Raw genomic sequence first — 15,322 nt, 5'->3', positions numbered from 1 at the left:
TTTTGTTACCTCTGTGGAAAAAATCCTGAAAGAATTTGGAGAAAACTATGTAATTAATTTTGTCTAGCTACTTATCGCAACTGGCAGGTTCGATCGATAGGCGGTTGAGATTGCTGAACAGATTTTAACGGTTTGCAGGACTTGGGGTGCTTCGGATGCGTTTGTACTGAGGACTTCAGTGAGCACTACAAACCAAACCGAATTTTTGGCAATCAAAATTCCCAAAAATATGCCATTCCTTCCATGATTCCCCAAGCGCAAACAGAACCTGCTAAATAATGATTTTTAGTGCCGCATTTGCGATGCCATTCTAAGAGTTCTGACAGAGCATTAGCGACGATTACTCCCCGGACATCCTGGTCAAACATACTGATATCATTACCAGAATCACCGCAAACTAATGTTGCCTCAAATGGAATTTGTAGGCGCTTTTGTAAATAAGCAAGGGCATTGCCTTTATTGCTAGTTTGTGGTAAAATATCTACATTACTATTGCTGCTAAAAATAATTTGAGCTGGCAGTCTTGATTCAGTTAACTTTTGCTGCAAAGCCTGGACAGTCGAGCTATTTTCTGCTCCTGGTTCCAAACAATAACTGATTTTCCAAGGATTTTGTTCTTTTAGAGATTGGGGTTTGAGCTGGGAAAACTGCTGCGCTAAAGAGGCGATCGCCATTTTATCCCAGTCTTGAGAAAGATATTCCGCCCAATCTAAATCGAGGATTCCGTCTTGGTAAATTTCGCTGCCTACACCTGCGATCAAATAGTCTGGTTCTAGCAGTTGCTTTTGGGCAATTAATTCGCAAGTTGAAGCATAAGAACGCCCGGTAGCGTAAACCAAACAAATTTGCGATCGCACAGGTTGCAAGCGCTGGTTTAAAACTTGAGTTGCTTCGTCATCTCCGACTAGCGTGTTATCTAAATCTGTAACTAATAAAAACTTCATTTGGGGAATTAGTCAGGAATCAGTAGTCTTCAGTCATTAGTGATTGGGAATCGCTCGCTTCCTAAAATAAATTTAACTCTTTATAAGAATTTGTTAAACCAAACACATTTATAAGCAAGCTTATCGTTTAAGATTGGCCAAATTTAATTTTCAACAAGTGGTGTGAGTGGTATGGTGAATAATTCAACCTCCGTTAAAGCTTTTTGGCTGTCTTTCTTGATTTCTGGTGCGGCAGTGCCTTTGGGGCCGATCTCCGCAACAGCTCAAATTCAGGATACCTCAGCTCCAGAAGTTGCGCTAGAAGGGAGTGCCGTCCCTACGGCTACCCCAGACGCAGCGCTGGCAGCAGGTAAGATTGAGATACCGCAGTTAGCGGCGCTCACCGCAGAGACTAACTCAGCAGTCGATCACGCTTTACCCGACACAGATGCAGCATGGGTGAATAGCGCTTTACCCGAAACAGATGCAACAGTCGATCGCGCTTCACCCGAAACAGATATAGCAAAAGTCGATCGCGCTTTACCCGAAACAGATGCAGCTTGGGTAAATAGCGCTTTACCCGAAACAGATGCAACAGTCGATCCTGCTTTACCCAAACAAGATATAGCAATTGTCGATCCTGCTTTACCCAAACAAGATATAGCAATTGTCGATCACGCAACAACAACCCCAGAAATAACGGAGGCAATTCGCGAATTGCCCCCACAGGAGTTAGAAACTGCAAACTCTCCTCAGTCTCAACAAGTTGCTGAAGCCAGCAAAGTTGACGACATCAGCAGCGAGACGGGCAGCGCTGATGACCTCAGCATACAAGAAGACGCAGCACAAGTCACTTCTGTTTCCCAACTCTCCGACGTGCGGCCGACAGATTGGGCTTTTCAAGCACTGCAATCCCTAGTAGAAAGATACGGCTGCATTGCAGGATATCCAGACGGCACATTCCGAGGCAATCGAGCCATGACTCGCTACGAATTTGCTGCCGGATTAAACGCTTGCTTAGACCAAATTACCAAACAACTTGGCGGTTCTACTGGTAATTTAGTCAAGCGAGAAGATTTACTTGCTTTGCAAAGATTGCAAGAAGAATTTGCAGCAGAATTAGCTACATTGCGCGGTAGAGTAGATGCTTTAGAAGCCCGCACTGCCGAATTGGAGGCTAACCAATTTTCAACTACTACTAAACTCAACGGATTTGCTTGGTTTAACCTGACTGGAGCTTTTGCGGGCGATCGAGTCCGAGTTGAAGCAATAGATGGAAATGCTGCTCCGCTCGATCGAGTAGCCGGACGCGATCCAGTCACCAATAGACCAATTGTGCAGAGAGTGGACGATGATCCAGAAATCACTTTCAGTCAGTTAGTTTGGTTGACTCTCACTACTTCCTTTACAGGGAAAGACGAATTGATTACACAGCTAGCTGTAGGTAACGGCAATTCCCCAGCCAACCAGTATACTTCAACGGGTTTTTTCAATACATTCGGCACTCCTTTTCTCGATCAAACTGCCGGAGCAAATCCCAATGAAGTTATCCTGCGGGAACTTTCCTATCGGTTCCCTGTTAGCAACAGCTTGCAAGTAGTAGTGGGGCCGCGGATTAATTTTTACCGCTACTTTGACAACAATAAATTTAACTTTTTCGTAGACGGTGCGAGCAGCTTTAATTCTAACAACAGCCCTTTGTTAAGCGCTACCCGACGCGGTGCCGGTGCTGTGGTTTTGTGGGATATTGCCCGCGCATTGAAACTGCGTTTTGGCTATTTGGGCGAGAGTACGGAATTTTTGCCCACTTCCGTATTTAATTCCGCTTCCAATCCGTCTCAAGGATTGTTTGGTGGGACAAATACGACTACAGCAGAATTAACATTCAGTCCGAGCAATCGGACTAATTTGCGCTTTTTGTACAGCCGTTCCAACATCCAGCAAATCGGCGGCTTAATTGGTTCTCCTAACAGCAAGCCGTTAAACGGTGTGGCAGATGACGGTTTTGGTGGTCGGCTGGGGAATGCTACTGCGAATACTTATAGTTTCAATTTCGATTGGTCAGTCACTCGTGGTTTTGGTCTTTTCGGCCGTTACGGCTACGCCGAAACCAATATATTTCCCAAGACTAACCGACCGGACGGCACGATCAAAAATCAATCTTATCAGTTAGGACTTGCATTTCCCGATTTGTTCAAAGAAGGAGCTTTGCTTACGGTGTCATATTTAGTACCTTTTGACTTTACTGGCGGTCGGAGATTTCTGATTTCTGGCGGGGGTAACGGTGGCACGCAGTACGAAATTGAGGCAACTTATTATTTTCCTCTCACCGACCATGTTTCGATCGTGCCGGCATTTTATGCGATCGGCAATGCCAACAATTTCGATAACAACCCGACAATTTTTGTGGGCAATTTGCGGACGCAGTTTAGTTTTTAAGTAAGTTAGGGCTGATATCATTTCCGGTTACACTCATACATGATGTTGACTGTTGACGGTTGACGGTTGACGCCGTCAACAGTCAACATTGAACTCGAATTTACTATTCCGATGCTAACGGATTTGATATGACTTGAACATAATTAGATAGCAATCCTCAATGAGTCGTAAATTTTTTACCCCACCCCAACCCTCCCCGAACCCGCGGAGAGGAAGTAAGAAATTCACAAATGATGCGAGGATTGCTATATCCTGATTAGCGTCGTCCTGATGTCAACGAATTGGAATTTCGATGATAAATTCAGTACCTTTACCCGGTTCCGAGTGACACTGCAATTTCCCGTTGTGTTTTTCAACGACAATTTGGTGTGAAATTGATAAACCTAAACCTGTGCCTTTACCTACGGGTTTTGTGGTAAAGAATGGGTCAAATAAACGCACAATATGATCTTCGGGAATGCCCTGACCGTTGTCTTTAATCCGAATTAAAATGCTCTTGTCGTCAATCGTTTTAGTTTGAATGGTAATAGTAGGAAAGATCGTAGAATTTGCGATGTTTTTTGCTTGGTTGCAGCTTTCTTCCAAGGCGTCGATCGCATTTGCAAATACATTCATAAAAACCTGATTTAATAGTCCGGGATGACAGTTTATTTGCGGCAGTTCTCCGTATTCTTTAATCACTTTAATGCCCTGCCAGTTGGGTTTGGCTTTCAGTCGGCTGTTCAACATTAACAAGGTACTTTCTAAACCTTCATGAATGTCGGCAGTTTTGATTTTTGCTTCGTCCGCCCGCGAGAAATTTCGGAGAGTTTGAATAATTTCTACAATGCGCTCGCATCCGGTCTGCATCGAATTGAGCAATTTTGGCAGGTCTTCTGCTAGAAATTCTAAGTCTATATCTTCGGCTTGTTGCTGAAGTTTTGCTGGGGGATTTGGGTACTCTTCTCGATACACCTGTACGATTTCTAATAAGTCTAGAACGTAGCCTCGCACGTGGCAGAGGTTGCCGGCGACAAAGCCAACTGGGTTGTTAATTTCGTGGGCAATTCCTGCTAGCACTTGTCCGAGGGAAGACATTTTTTCGGTTTGTACTAACTGCATTTGAGTTTGCTGCAATTCGCGCAAAGCTGTTTGCAATTCTTGGGATTTTTGTCGATCGCGATCGGCGGCGGCGGCCCGTTCTTCCTCAACTCCGATCGCCCCAGCAATAATTCCGATCAGCTTGCAGTCGGCTTCTGTGGGCGCGATCGACTCAGTGTAGAGAACGCACATGGCACCCACATAATTGTCGCCCAGCCGCACTGCTTGTCCCAGATAGGTTCGCAGTTGGTAGCGGATGACAGCGGGATCGATTTTGCCGTAGATCGTGTTCTGTAAGTCGAGAATGGCAACAGCCCGATCGCTTCCTTTGCTGCATACGTCGGTGCAGATGTGGCCCTCGGCGCGATCGACCAGCGGGTAGTCCGGCGGCGCTTGCCAAGTTGCGATCGCTTGCAGCAGTCCGCCACCGACGCGGCTGTAGATGGCGCAGCTTCCGCCCAAAAGCTCGCCGGCTAAGGATGTCAGGCGCTGGATGTTGTCAGCGGCGTCCGTGGTGAATCCCAAAAAGCACTCGTTGATTTTGCTGAGGCGGTACTCTGCTTGCCTGCGCGCGGTCATGTCGCGGGAGTTGATCACAATTCCGTTCACAGCGGGGTCTGCTAGCAAGTTGATGCCCACACCTTCGAGAAAACACCAAGAACCGTCAGCGCGCCGGAACCGACCTTCTAGGGCGATCGGATCGCCTGGATTTGCGATCATTTTTTCGGCGTCGGACATCAGCGAGGGAAGGTCGTCAGGGTGGATCAAATCGAGAGCAATTTGACCGGCGAGTTCATCGGGTTCGTAGCCTAAAACTCTTTCTACAGAAGGGCTTTCGTAAACAATGCGACCGCTGGCGTCGAGAATAGTAATGATGTCGGAACTGTTGAGAATTAGCGATCGCCACTTAGCCTCATTTTGGAACAAAGCTGACTCGGCGTATTTGCGATCGGTAATATCCTCTACCATTTGCAAAATAAACTGTGGCGTTCCCTGACTGCTGTCGATGACAGAAGCGCTGAGGCGTCCCCACCTGATGCTGCCGTCTTGGCGGAGGTAGCGCTTCTCAATTTGATAAGCTTCGCGGGAGCCCGCGGCCAACTGTTGGCACAACTCCCGCGAAGCTTGTACGTCTTCCGGGTGCGTGCATTCGTCCAGGCCGACACCCCGCAGTTGAGCTTCCGATCTGCCCAGCATAGCTTGAAATGCCGGATTAGTGGCGATCGCAATACCTTCGAGGGTAGCGACTACCATGCCGATCGCAGCGCGTTCAAAAATTGCCCGAAACCGCTGTTCGCTGTCTCGCAAAGCTGCATCCGCTGCCACTTCCTGGGTGATGTCCCGCCCCGCCACTGCCAAACCTTTGCGCGAACCGTCGGGGTTGAACAGCGGCACTTTCCGCACTTCAAACAAATTGCTGCCGCCTGTGGGCAAGGGGACAATTTGGCGGCTGGAGGTGAGAGTGCCTGCTTGCCAGGTGGTTTCGTCGGTTTCCTGCCAAGTTAGCAGGATTTCTCTGACTCTGGGATCGGCGGCAGCAGCGAGTTCGGCAGTAGTCTTGCCCTGGTAGTCTGCGGTTTCCCAGCCCAAAAGTTGGAGGGCGCAGTCGTTGGCAATCAGCCAGCGCCCCTCGCTGTCTGTGAGGTTGATCGCGTCGGGGACGGCGTTAATTGCGGTTTTCAACCAGTATTCTTGATTTCGCAGGGCTGCTTCGGCTTGTTTGCGATCGGCGATTTCGGCGACGGTTCCTTCGTAGTAAAGAATTTCTCCGCCTGCGTCGCGGACTTCGCGCACGTTTTCCGAGATCCAGGTAGTGCTGCCGTCTTGGCGGCGGACGCAGGACTCAAACTCTTTCAGGGAGCCGTTTTTGCTGATTTCTGCCATGAATGAAGCGCGGCGGGTGCGATCGGCGTAAATGTTTTTTGCCGAACATTTTGCGATCAATTCTGACGGGGAATCGTAGCCGTACATTCGGGCTAGCGCGGGGTTGGCGCTGAGGTAGCGCCCGTCTGGGGCGGTTTGAAATATGCCTTCGGTGGCGTTTTCAAAAATGCTGCGGTATTTTGCCTCGGCTTCTTTGAGGGCTTCTTCTGCTTGGAAGCGATCGGTAATATCAGATTGAACGCCGATGAAGTGGGTAACGAGCCCGCTGCTGTCGCGCACCGGCGAGATAGTGAGTTCGTTCCAGAAGGGGGTGCCGTCTTTGCGGTAGTTTTTCAGAACTACTTTGCAGTCGTGTTGTTCTTTCAGGGCCGCGCGGATTTGATCGACGGCAGCGCCATCGGTATCCGGGCCTTGCAGGAAGCGGCAGTTCTGCCCGATTATTTCGCTGCGATTGTAGCCTGTAATCCGCTCGAAAGCCCCGTTACAGTAGACTATAGGCTTGTCCGGCCGGGTAGCGTCCGCGATTGCGATGCCGTTGCTGGTAGCTGCTAGGGCGCGATCGTACAGCCGAAATACTTCTTCTATTAAATTCGGTGTGCCGCCAGTACGACTCGGCGATAGCGTTTCAGAAGGAATGCTTATATCTATCTGCATAAGTTTCTATAAATTGAGTTTATTGTAGATACCGACTGCCAGCACACCCTAGAGTTTAACAAAATTGTCTGTTTTCCGAAGGCAGAAGTTAAAAGGCTATCATGCAGAATTTTGGCGGTTAATACTACCTAAAAAAAATCTGGATTCCCTCGTTTCTTTCCTATTTGCTCCTGCCTTGTGCCTTCTACCTTCAAAGGAATCCTACTTGTTAATTTATAATAGCTGTTCCAGGGATAACTCTATCTTTGGTATGGTTTACTTGGCAGACTTTAGGTAGCTTACAAGTTCGCGCATTTATTTTTACGGTTGAATCAAAATAGAATGTCCGGAGTCTTTATTGATTTTTTTGAATAAAAAAACTAGGACTTAAGGTATTCAAACTATTCTAATAAAAAACTAGGAAAAATTAATTTTTAACGAACACAGCAAGTTCTGAAATATCGTCGATCACGAAAGTCGGTTCTAGGGCGAGACACTGAGCGCGATCGCCATATCCGTAAGCTGCCCAACAAACATCTATCCCAGCATTTTTAGCAAACAGCAAATCAATTGCTGTATCGCCAACCATTAAAATTTGACTGTTATTCAACTCCGGGAACAGCGGTTTAATAATCGAGTTAAAAACCGCCGGATTTGGTTTCATAATTATTTTTCCATTATCACCTAAAATTACATCAAAAAAACTGTGAATTATCAATCTTTGCAGTAACACATTCACAAAACTAACGTGTTTGTTGCTAAAAACACCCAGGCTCAATCCAGACTGACGTGCCAACTCCAAGACTTGCTTTGTCCCGGTAAATAACTCTACTTGCTTTTCACCTTCAGTCCGATAATAAGATCGGTAAGTTTCAACCCATTCGGGAATTGCGCTTTCCTCGATCGCCGGATGGAGGATTTTAAAACTATTTAGTAAATTGATACCGATTGTACCTATAATAGTATCAGCAGCAGGTGGGGCAATATTGTAAGTTTCAAAAGTTTTGGTAAAGCAAAATACAATAGCTTTGTGAGTAATTGCCAAAGTGCCGTCGAAGTCAAAAATAATTAACTTGTACTGACTCATCTTCTTTAAAATTTTCTATATAGAAAACGGAGGTTTGCCCCGAAATAATAGCATAATAATTAATCTCTAATTCAGCAATTATAAGCAGATTTTTTCAACATTCCAGAGGTCAACATGAGTGTCACCGAAAAACCCGAAATTATAGCCACAGATTTCCCAGACCACACTCAATTACCAGACTCCGACGGTACTTTTGTGAAAAACTTTCCAGAACATCCTCAAAGCATCCTGTTAACAAAATCAATTAGACCAATTTTAGACCAAGTTCATCCCGACGGACAATACTGCATGGGTCAAGATTCCGGTATTTATTGGCGGGTAGCCCAACCCCCGGAACCGCCAGAAAGAGGAGCCCAAGCACCTGATTGGTTTTACGTGCCAGACGTGCCGCCAACTCTTGACGGAAATCTTCGCCGTTCCTATGTAATGTGGCGGGAATTAATGCCACCTCTAATTGTACTTGAATTTGTTTCGGGCGATGGCAGTGAAGAAAGAGATAAGACTCCTCGCCAGGGAAAATTCTGGATTTACGAGCGGATAATTCGACCTGCATTTTAAGGCATTTATGAAGTCACCAAAGCACAAGTTGAAGTTGATCATTTGGTAGAGGATCGCTTCGAGTTAGTCCAACAAAATCAGGGCGGACATTACTCGATCGCACAAATAGGAGTGGAATTAGGCATTTAGCAAGGGGTTTATCAGGACGTAGAGCTGCCTTGGCTGCGCTGGTGGGATGCTTCCGGGAATTTGCTGCCGGCGGCCGAGGAACGGGTAGAACAAGCCGAATTAGTTACAGAACGAGAACGACAAAGGCGCATAGAAGCTGAGTTGCGAATTCAAGCTTTGGAAGCGCGTTTGCGAGAGTTAGAAGGCGAGTAATTCGATTTTAGATTTTAGATTTTAGATTTTAGATTGGGGAGGACTGATGCTTATCGGGGTTGGGTTCTTCATAAGTCATTGGTAATTCTTCAATTCTTCAATCAACAATCTAAATTCCCATCAGTCGCCGATTCCGGTAGAGACACGCCAATTCAGTGTCCCTAGGAACATCATGTGCTGTAAAAACCCGATCGCCTAGCAGCCTCCTCAGAAACGATATAAACATTCATCGGTTATTATCAAAAATTTGCGTATATTAGCTTAAAGTATTGCATCACTTTTTGTGTAAGTCCTATGGCACTAATTGTTCAGAAATATGGCGGAACCTCGGTTGGTACAGTCGATCGCATTTTGGAAGTAGCCCGACGAGTTGTAAAAACAGCACAGCTTGGCAACTCTCTGGTTGTCGTACTTTCAGCGATGGGCAAAACCACCGACGGTTTAGTTAAACTCGCCAAGGAAATTTCCCCAAATCCCAACAAGCGGGAAATGGATATGTTGCTTTCCACTGGGGAACAAGTCTCGATCGCACTTTTGAGCATGGCATTGCAGGAAATGGGACAGCCCGCCATTTCCCTCACCGGCGCCCAAGTCGGCATTGTCACCGAAGCCGCCCACACCCGCGCCCGAATTTTGCGGATCGATCCCAATCGGCTTGAGAGTCAGCTAAAAAGCGGTAAAGTCGTTGTGGTTGCGGGTTTCCAAGGCATAGCCGATGCCGGAGAATTGGAAATTACCACCTTGGGGCGCGGTGGTTCCGACACGACAGCAGTTGCCCTCGCTGCAGCGCTGCGGGCCGACAGATGCGAAATCTATACCGACGTGCCCGGAATTCTGACTACAGATCCGCGCTTGGTTGCCGACGCGCAATTGATGGACGAAATCACTTGCGACGAAATGCTGGAATTGGCGAGTTTGGGCGCAAAAGTCCTCCACCCGCGCGCGGTAGAAATTGCCAAGAATTACGGCGTGCCGCTGGTAGTGCTTTCTAGCTGGAGTGACGCCCCCGGTACGCGGGTAGTGTCCCCACCCCCGAAACTTCGGCCTTTGGAGGGTTTGGAGCTCGCAACAGCGGTGGATGCGGTGGAATTTGACTTAGATCAGGCGGGGGTGTCGCTGCTGCGTTTGCCCGATCGCCCCGGCGTAGCAGCGCGGTTGTTTGGTGCGATCGCGCAACAAAACCTCGATGTAGACTTAATTATCCAGTCAATTCATGAAGGAAATACTAACGATATTGCTTTCACAGTGACGAGAAATTCGCTGAATCAAGCTGTCGCGGTTGCTGATGCGATTGTACCCGCCCTCGGCAAGAATTCTCGCCCCGAATTGGGAGAACCGGAAGTGAAAGCAGAAGAGCGGCCAATAGCTAAAGTTAGCATTGCGGGTGCGGGAATGATCGGTCGTCCGAGGGTAGCGGCGCAGATGTTTAAGACTTTAGCGGATGCGGGGATTAACATTCAAATGATTTCTACATCCGAGGTGAAAGTTAGTTGTGCGATCGATGCCGAAGATTGCGATCGGGCAGTTGCCGAACTCTGCAAAACATTTGATGTGGCCAACTCCCCTATTGGGCTGCATTCATCATCCCACAAACCGCCTGCAGTCCGCGCCGTTGCGTTGGATCTCAATCAAGCGCGTCTAGCAATTCGCCAATTGCCCGATCGCCCCGGAGTAGCAGCAAAACTGTTCGGACTTTTAGCCGAGGAAAATATCAGCGTAGACACAATCATTCAGTCGCAGCGCTGCCACAATATCGACGGCATATTAACTCGCGACATTGCATTTACCGTAGCACAAATCGACGCCGAAGCTGCTAAAAAAGCCCTCGAAAAAGCCGCCCCAGAATTCGGATGGGGCGAAGTAGCAGTCGATACACAAATTGCCAAAGTTAGCGTTGTAGGTTCCGGGATGGTAGCGCATCCGGGAGTAGCGGCAAAGATGTTTGAAGCGCTTTCCCGCCAGCAAATCAACATTCAAATGATTGCCACTTCCGAGATTAAAATTAGCTGCGTTGTGGATGAGGAACAAGCCGTAACTGCTTTGAAGGCAATTCACGCAGCCTTTGAACTTGCCGGCACTGAAAAAATCCAAGTTCCCGCCTAATCAAGTAGGGAAACGGCACTGGCGTGTCCTTACAAAAATAGAGGAGACGGCAATGCCGTTTCCCTACAATTAGTTGAGGTAGGGAAATGGCAATGCCGTCTCCTGACTTTGGGTAAATTTAGTCCTTATCTTCAGCTTCTTGTGAAATTAAAGTCATTGCTTGATTAATAAGTGCCTCTTGATTCACTAACTGCGACAATTCTCTTGGTTCATAACGCCCTTCTTCCACTTCTAGGGAAGCTTTGTTAATAGCTTGTCGATACGCCATTTCTAAAACAATGATTAACTCTTCTAGAGGTAAGTAAAATCCCGCGCCTCTCGGTCGCTTATTTTCCTCCTGAATTTCTAGAACTGAGTTGCGAATCGAGATATCCCAAGAGCGAGTTGTGCGATTTTCAGCTTGCTGTTTAATCAGATGCAATAGTAAAATCACTGCATAGCTGCGAATAGTTTTAATGATGTCTTTTTTGCTCATTTCTTCTAGTTCTTCAACTATAGCTAATGACCCAGGTATATCCCCTTTTAGCAGTAAGCTTTTTAAGGTGAGTAATTCTTCCATGACGACTAGATCTCTCTTGGGTGACTTATATTATAGCTCAAAGTTAGCGCTTGGTTAATGCTAAAATTATTTAATAAAATTAATCTCAAGTAATAGTATTAACTAGAGTCCCAACTGCTTGCAGAAGTCGGGAGTCGGGACATATTGGTAGTTCTTTCTTTTCATCATACAACAAATTTTGACTTAATATTTCTTGCGCGATCGCCTCCACCACCGGTACACAAACCGAATTCCCAATTTGCTTGTAACTTTCCCCCGCACTCGGATAACTCTTAAAATCTTCAGGAAAACCCATAAGACGGTAACATTCCTTCAGCGTCAATTTTCTCACCATATCTTGCTCAGGAATGTAGATAAAAAACCGGCCAGAGGTTTCTTGCGAAGGAATAGTCGGATGCACTCCATCTACCGAATAAATGCGATTAGGCTGTCTGTGAACTCTCGATAAATGTTCTGTATTTGACCTTACGCCAGTTTTCCAAGTACCTTTATTTCTGTAACCTACAAACAAAAGTCCCGAATCTTGCTTTCTCGGATAATCAATTAAAGTATACTCGGATTTATCCAATATTTCAAAATCCCCTGTCTTGTCTAGAAATTCCCTGAGCTTTGGAGTCAACCGGGTTTTAAGCCGAGAAAAATTGAATGGTTTACCTTTAGTTGCAATGATAAATATTCTTTCACGATGTTGAGCAATTCCAAAGTCTTTAGCATTCAGCAGTTTGTAATTCACGCTGTATCCCAAATCTTCAAGACTGGCAATAATTACTTTTAAGGTATTTCCCTTGTCGTGATGGATTAAGTGCTTGACATTTTCGAGAACGATAACTTTAGGCTGCTTGATTTTGATAATTTTACAAATCTCGAAAAATAGCGTGCCTCTAGTATCTTCAAAACCTAGCTTTTTGCCACAGATGCTAAAAGGTTGGCACGGAAACCCGGCGACTAAAACATCAAAGTCTTCTAACTCGACGGGATTAATTTTACTGATATCTCCAAAAGGAACCTCACCGAAGTTCTCCGTGTAAACTTGTCGGCATTTGCTGTTAATTTCGCAGGAAAAAACGCATTCAAAGCCTATTTTTTCAAACCCTTGTCTGAAACCTCCTATTCCTGAAAACAAATCTATAAATTTCATTTTAGCTCAGCTTTAACACAAACAAATCATCTATACAATAATAACCGATTTTGCATCATAGATAAGTGAGCAACGGCTAAAAAAACAGAATTCCCAGCTCCCCGACTTCTTGAAGAAGTCGGGGAGCTAACAGCGATCGCGTCTTAAGTTCACTCATCAATTTCTCTGTCGAACCCGATCGACTGTAGCATAGGAGCGATCGGCAAATTGCAGGGATTGTCGATCGCCCGAAACTTCCCCCCCGCATTCAACCAACCAATGTCCCAAACTTGTCCCACAGCCGACTAAACTAGAAATAGCAAAAAAAATATAGCTATTGTTTACTTCCTTTCACCAACCATGAGTCAAACCTTGGAAAATCTCACCGCCATCGATGACAGCCTATCCAAACGCCACATCGACCTCGATCCAGGTGGCTACTTCATCATTTATCTCGATCGCGAAACCGGCTTAATTTGTGCCAAACATTTCACCAACATCATCGACGATCGAGGCCTAGCCGTCGATCCCGAAACTGGCAAACCCATCCCCGCCCGCGGCAAGGTAGAACGCACCCAATCCACACTTTTTACCGGCAGAACCGCCAAAGAACTTTGTGTCAAAATTCTAGAAGAAACCCGCCCCAGCCCGGTGACAATGTTAGATCACGCGGCTTATCTGGGACGGGAATTTGTGCGGGCAGAAATTGCATTGTTGAGCGATAGAGAATACGTTCAAGATTAGTTCAAGATTAGTGCAGCCCTGCCAGAATTTCTGGACAAAACGGCAACCGATCGAATTTATCAGCACCCGATCACGAAAAACCTTGATACCAGAAATAAGTCACCATCGGAATCACTGTCGCCAACACCAACAGCACAACCACAACAACTGTGGCATTGCCTTGATCTGTTTCTTCAGCTTTTTTAAACGTGCCTTCAACTTGAATGTTGTCAACAACTTCAGGGGGACCAGGATCGGGTTCGCCCGACAAAACAGTTGCAATGCGCGTACTTGCAGCCGCAAATGCCTCGTTGTATTTATTGGCTTCCCGCAGCGGCACTTGCACGGTTTCCCCGGCTACACTCTGGGCAATTTCATCGGTTAGCAGGGACTTAATCCCTTCGCCGGTGCGAATTGCCGCGCTGTTGGTAACAGTGTCGAGAACGAGTAAAATTTGATTAGTCTGGTCTTCTTTTTCGGGAAACCACTGTTCAAACAATTGGTCGGTGAAAGTGGCAGTCGTTTCACCGTAGTCTAAGCGGTGGATGGTGACAAATCGGACTTGTTTCCCTGTTTTGTTTTCCAGGTTGTCGAGCACGCTGCTGATATTGCTTTCGCTGCTGCGGCTGAGCACGTCGCCTTTGTCGAACACCCAAGTTCGATCGCCCGCCGACAACACCGGTATTTCGTAAACGCCAGTCGCCAATGCTGGCAATACCGCCATCTGGGATGCGATTAGGGCGATCGCGATCGTCGCGGCCAAAGGTTGGAGATATTTTCTCCAGTTAAATAATTGCTTCAGGAGTCTAGTCATGAGGTTAACCGTAAAACTGACTTTTTTCCAAAAATACTATAGAAACCCCCGTAAAATTCATTTTATGCAGGGCAATATTTACAATTAGCTCGCCAGTGGAACTCCCCGCCAGATTATTTTAGGATTCTAACTATGGAACCAGCAGACACTTATAAAGGTTGGATTATTCAATCCCAGAAAGTCTTCTACGTCGAGGTTTGGGATAGTCGCGGCAACCGCCACGTCGCCGTCCAAAATGCCAAGACTGAGGAGGAAGCTTTGGAATTGGCAAAAAAGTGGGTAGACAAATATGAGTCAAAACCAGGAAGAATGCCGATCGACCTACCCCATCCTTTCGGAGACATGATCGATATGCCATTTTAAGTCAGTTGACTGTTGACTGTTGACTGTTAGTATCACAGCTTGTAGGGTGCTCTACTAGAGAAAAAACCTCTTCAAATCGAGCAATTATGGCAACTGACGCATCCGAATAATATGCCAGTTGCGTCCAAGAGTGCGTTTTTCCTGAAATACAATTACGGAATTCCTCTCAATTTCCGCGTATTTTCTACTAAACTCCGAGCAAATTCGTCGAACCTTTCCGACAGTTTTTCATCCAACAATTTACCATCAGGACTAAAAGCTTTCCAAGCTTGTCCGATCGCAATTTGTTCGGGAATTACCCAAGCGTGCACCCATCTCAAAATCACGCGCAAATCGTTGAGTGCGTTGTTGTTAACTTGCCCTCCCAAAACGCTAATCCCACCCGCAACTTTCCCGTCCAAATGCTCAAAACTCATCAAATCCAGGGCATTCTTGAGAGCACCGCTGACGCTACCGTGATACTCCGGCGTTGCCAAAATCAAGCCGTCCGCTTGCTTAACCGCATTTCGCAGCTTTTCCACATCGGGGTAATCGATATAATCATTCTCACCATTGCAGAATGGCAGAGTGAGCGATCGCAAATCCAATATTTCAACTTCCGCGCCCAGGGCCTGCGCCCGTTCTGCTGCCACCTTCAATGCTAACTGGCTGTAGGAACCAGCCCGCAAACTTCCACCAATGCCGACAATTTTTACCATAAAGCTTAAAAACAAAAACT

The 15,322-nt window shown here is 46.5% G+C and carries 12 protein-coding genes and 1 pseudogene; 5 read left to right on the top strand and 8 right to left on the bottom strand.

What is annotated here, in order from left to right; all coding sequences use genetic code 11:
- Positions 1-212 precede the first annotated feature (212 nt).
- Entirely contained in the window at positions 213-944 is a 732-nt protein-coding gene (locus tag QUA24_RS22025; protein WP_333232080.1) for a sucrose-phosphate phosphatase, read from the bottom strand.
- A gap of 171 nt (positions 945-1,115) precedes the next feature.
- Between QUA24_RS22025 and QUA24_RS22020 the strand changes: the two genes are divergently transcribed.
- On the top strand, positions 1,116-3,362 hold the full coding sequence (locus QUA24_RS22020; RefSeq protein WP_333232079.1) for an iron uptake porin: 2,247 nt from the start codon (positions 1,116-1,118) through the stop codon (positions 3,360-3,362).
- 273 nt (positions 3,363-3,635) lie between these two features.
- On the opposite strand, the gene QUA24_RS22015 is transcribed toward QUA24_RS22020, so the two are convergent.
- Entirely contained in the window at positions 3,636-6,980 is a 3,345-nt protein-coding gene (locus QUA24_RS22015; protein WP_333232077.1) for a PAS domain S-box protein, read from the bottom strand.
- Positions 6,981-7,386: 406 nt separating this feature from the next.
- The gene (locus QUA24_RS22010; protein WP_333232075.1) at positions 7,387-8,046 is read right to left on the bottom strand and encodes an HAD family hydrolase; all 660 of its coding nucleotides are present in this window, start codon (positions 8,044-8,046) and stop codon (positions 7,387-7,389) included.
- Between the two features lie 114 nt (positions 8,047-8,160).
- On the opposite strand from QUA24_RS22010, the pseudogene QUA24_RS22005 reads away from it, so the two are divergent.
- A pseudogene (locus tag QUA24_RS22005) lies at positions 8,161-8,925 on the top strand (Uma2 family endonuclease).
- Between the two features lie 294 nt (positions 8,926-9,219).
- Positions 9,220-11,028, top strand: coding sequence for an aspartate kinase (locus tag QUA24_RS22000; protein ID WP_333232073.1), 1,809 nt, complete (start codon positions 9,220-9,222; stop codon positions 11,026-11,028).
- A 118-nt stretch (positions 11,029-11,146) separates the two neighbouring features.
- Here the strand turns inward: QUA24_RS22000 and QUA24_RS21995 are convergent, their stop codons facing one another.
- From QUA24_RS21995 to QUA24_RS21985, 3 genes are all read right to left on the bottom strand, one after another.
- Complete coding sequence (locus QUA24_RS21995; protein WP_333232071.1) at positions 11,147-11,587, bottom strand: DUF29 family protein; 441 nt, start codon at positions 11,585-11,587, stop codon at positions 11,147-11,149.
- A gap of 85 nt (positions 11,588-11,672) precedes the next feature.
- Positions 11,673-12,725 (bottom strand): DNA (cytosine-5-)-methyltransferase, encoded by a 1,053-nt coding sequence (dcm, locus tag QUA24_RS21990; RefSeq protein ID WP_333232070.1) that lies wholly within the window; start codon positions 12,723-12,725, stop codon positions 11,673-11,675.
- A gap of 149 nt (positions 12,726-12,874) precedes the next feature.
- Positions 12,875-13,003: a hypothetical protein gene (locus QUA24_RS21985; RefSeq protein ID WP_333232068.1), complete on the bottom strand. Its 129-nt coding sequence runs from the start codon at positions 13,001-13,003 to the stop codon at positions 12,875-12,877.
- Between the two features lie 61 nt (positions 13,004-13,064).
- Here QUA24_RS21985 and QUA24_RS21980 point away from each other — a divergent pair, with 61 nt between their 5' ends.
- Entirely contained in the window at positions 13,065-13,448 is a 384-nt protein-coding gene (locus QUA24_RS21980) for a DUF4346 domain-containing protein (protein WP_333232067.1), read from the top strand.
- Positions 13,449-13,518: 70 nt separating this feature from the next.
- Here QUA24_RS21980 and psb32 read toward each other — a convergent pair whose 3' ends face one another.
- Positions 13,519-14,241, bottom strand: coding sequence for a photosystem II repair protein Psb32 (gene psb32 / locus QUA24_RS21975; protein WP_333213356.1), 723 nt, complete (start codon positions 14,239-14,241; stop codon positions 13,519-13,521).
- A gap of 132 nt (positions 14,242-14,373) precedes the next feature.
- On the opposite strand from psb32, the gene QUA24_RS21970 reads away from it, so the two are divergent.
- Complete coding sequence (locus QUA24_RS21970; protein ID WP_333232065.1) at positions 14,374-14,604, top strand: hypothetical protein; 231 nt, start codon at positions 14,374-14,376, stop codon at positions 14,602-14,604.
- A gap of 152 nt (positions 14,605-14,756) precedes the next feature.
- Here the strand turns inward: QUA24_RS21970 and QUA24_RS21965 are convergent, their stop codons facing one another.
- On the bottom strand, positions 14,757-15,302 hold the full coding sequence (locus QUA24_RS21965) for an NADPH-dependent FMN reductase (RefSeq protein WP_333232063.1): 546 nt from the start codon (positions 15,300-15,302) through the stop codon (positions 14,757-14,759).
- Between the last annotated feature and the right edge of the window lie 20 nt (positions 15,303-15,322).

Source organism: Microcoleus sp. Pol12B5 (assembly GCF_036701335.1).
Classification (GTDB): Bacteria; Cyanobacteriota; Cyanobacteriia; order Cyanobacteriales; family Microcoleaceae; genus Microcoleus.
This window is presented reverse-complemented; position numbering and strand designations above follow the sequence as displayed.

Coding starts and splice junctions, on each gene's coding strand:
- QUA24_RS22025 (WP_333232080.1), bottom strand. CDS start 944: ATGAAGTTTTTATTAGTTACAGATTTAGATAACACGCTAGTCGGAGAT.
- QUA24_RS22020 (WP_333232079.1), top strand. CDS start 1,116: ATGGTGAATAATTCAACCTCCGTTAAAGCTTTTTGGCTGTCTTTCTTG.
- QUA24_RS22015 (WP_333232077.1), bottom strand. CDS start 6,980: ATGCAGATAGATATAAGCATTCCTTCTGAAACGCTATCGCCGAGTCGT.
- QUA24_RS22010 (WP_333232075.1), bottom strand. CDS start 8,046: ATGAGTCAGTACAAGTTAATTATTTTTGACTTCGACGGCACTTTGGCA.
- QUA24_RS22000 (WP_333232073.1), top strand. CDS start 9,220: ATGGCACTAATTGTTCAGAAATATGGCGGAACCTCGGTTGGTACAGTC.
- QUA24_RS21995 (WP_333232071.1), bottom strand. CDS start 11,587: ATGGAAGAATTACTCACCTTAAAAAGCTTACTGCTAAAAGGGGATATA.
- dcm (WP_333232070.1), bottom strand. CDS start 12,725: ATGAAATTTATAGATTTGTTTTCAGGAATAGGAGGTTTCAGACAAGGG.
- QUA24_RS21980 (WP_333232067.1), top strand. CDS start 13,065: ATGAGTCAAACCTTGGAAAATCTCACCGCCATCGATGACAGCCTATCC.
- psb32 (WP_333213356.1), bottom strand. CDS start 14,241: ATGACTAGACTCCTGAAGCAATTATTTAACTGGAGAAAATATCTCCAA.
- QUA24_RS21970 (WP_333232065.1), top strand. CDS start 14,374: ATGGAACCAGCAGACACTTATAAAGGTTGGATTATTCAATCCCAGAAA.
- QUA24_RS21965 (WP_333232063.1), bottom strand. CDS start 15,302: ATGGTAAAAATTGTCGGCATTGGTGGAAGTTTGCGGGCTGGTTCCTAC.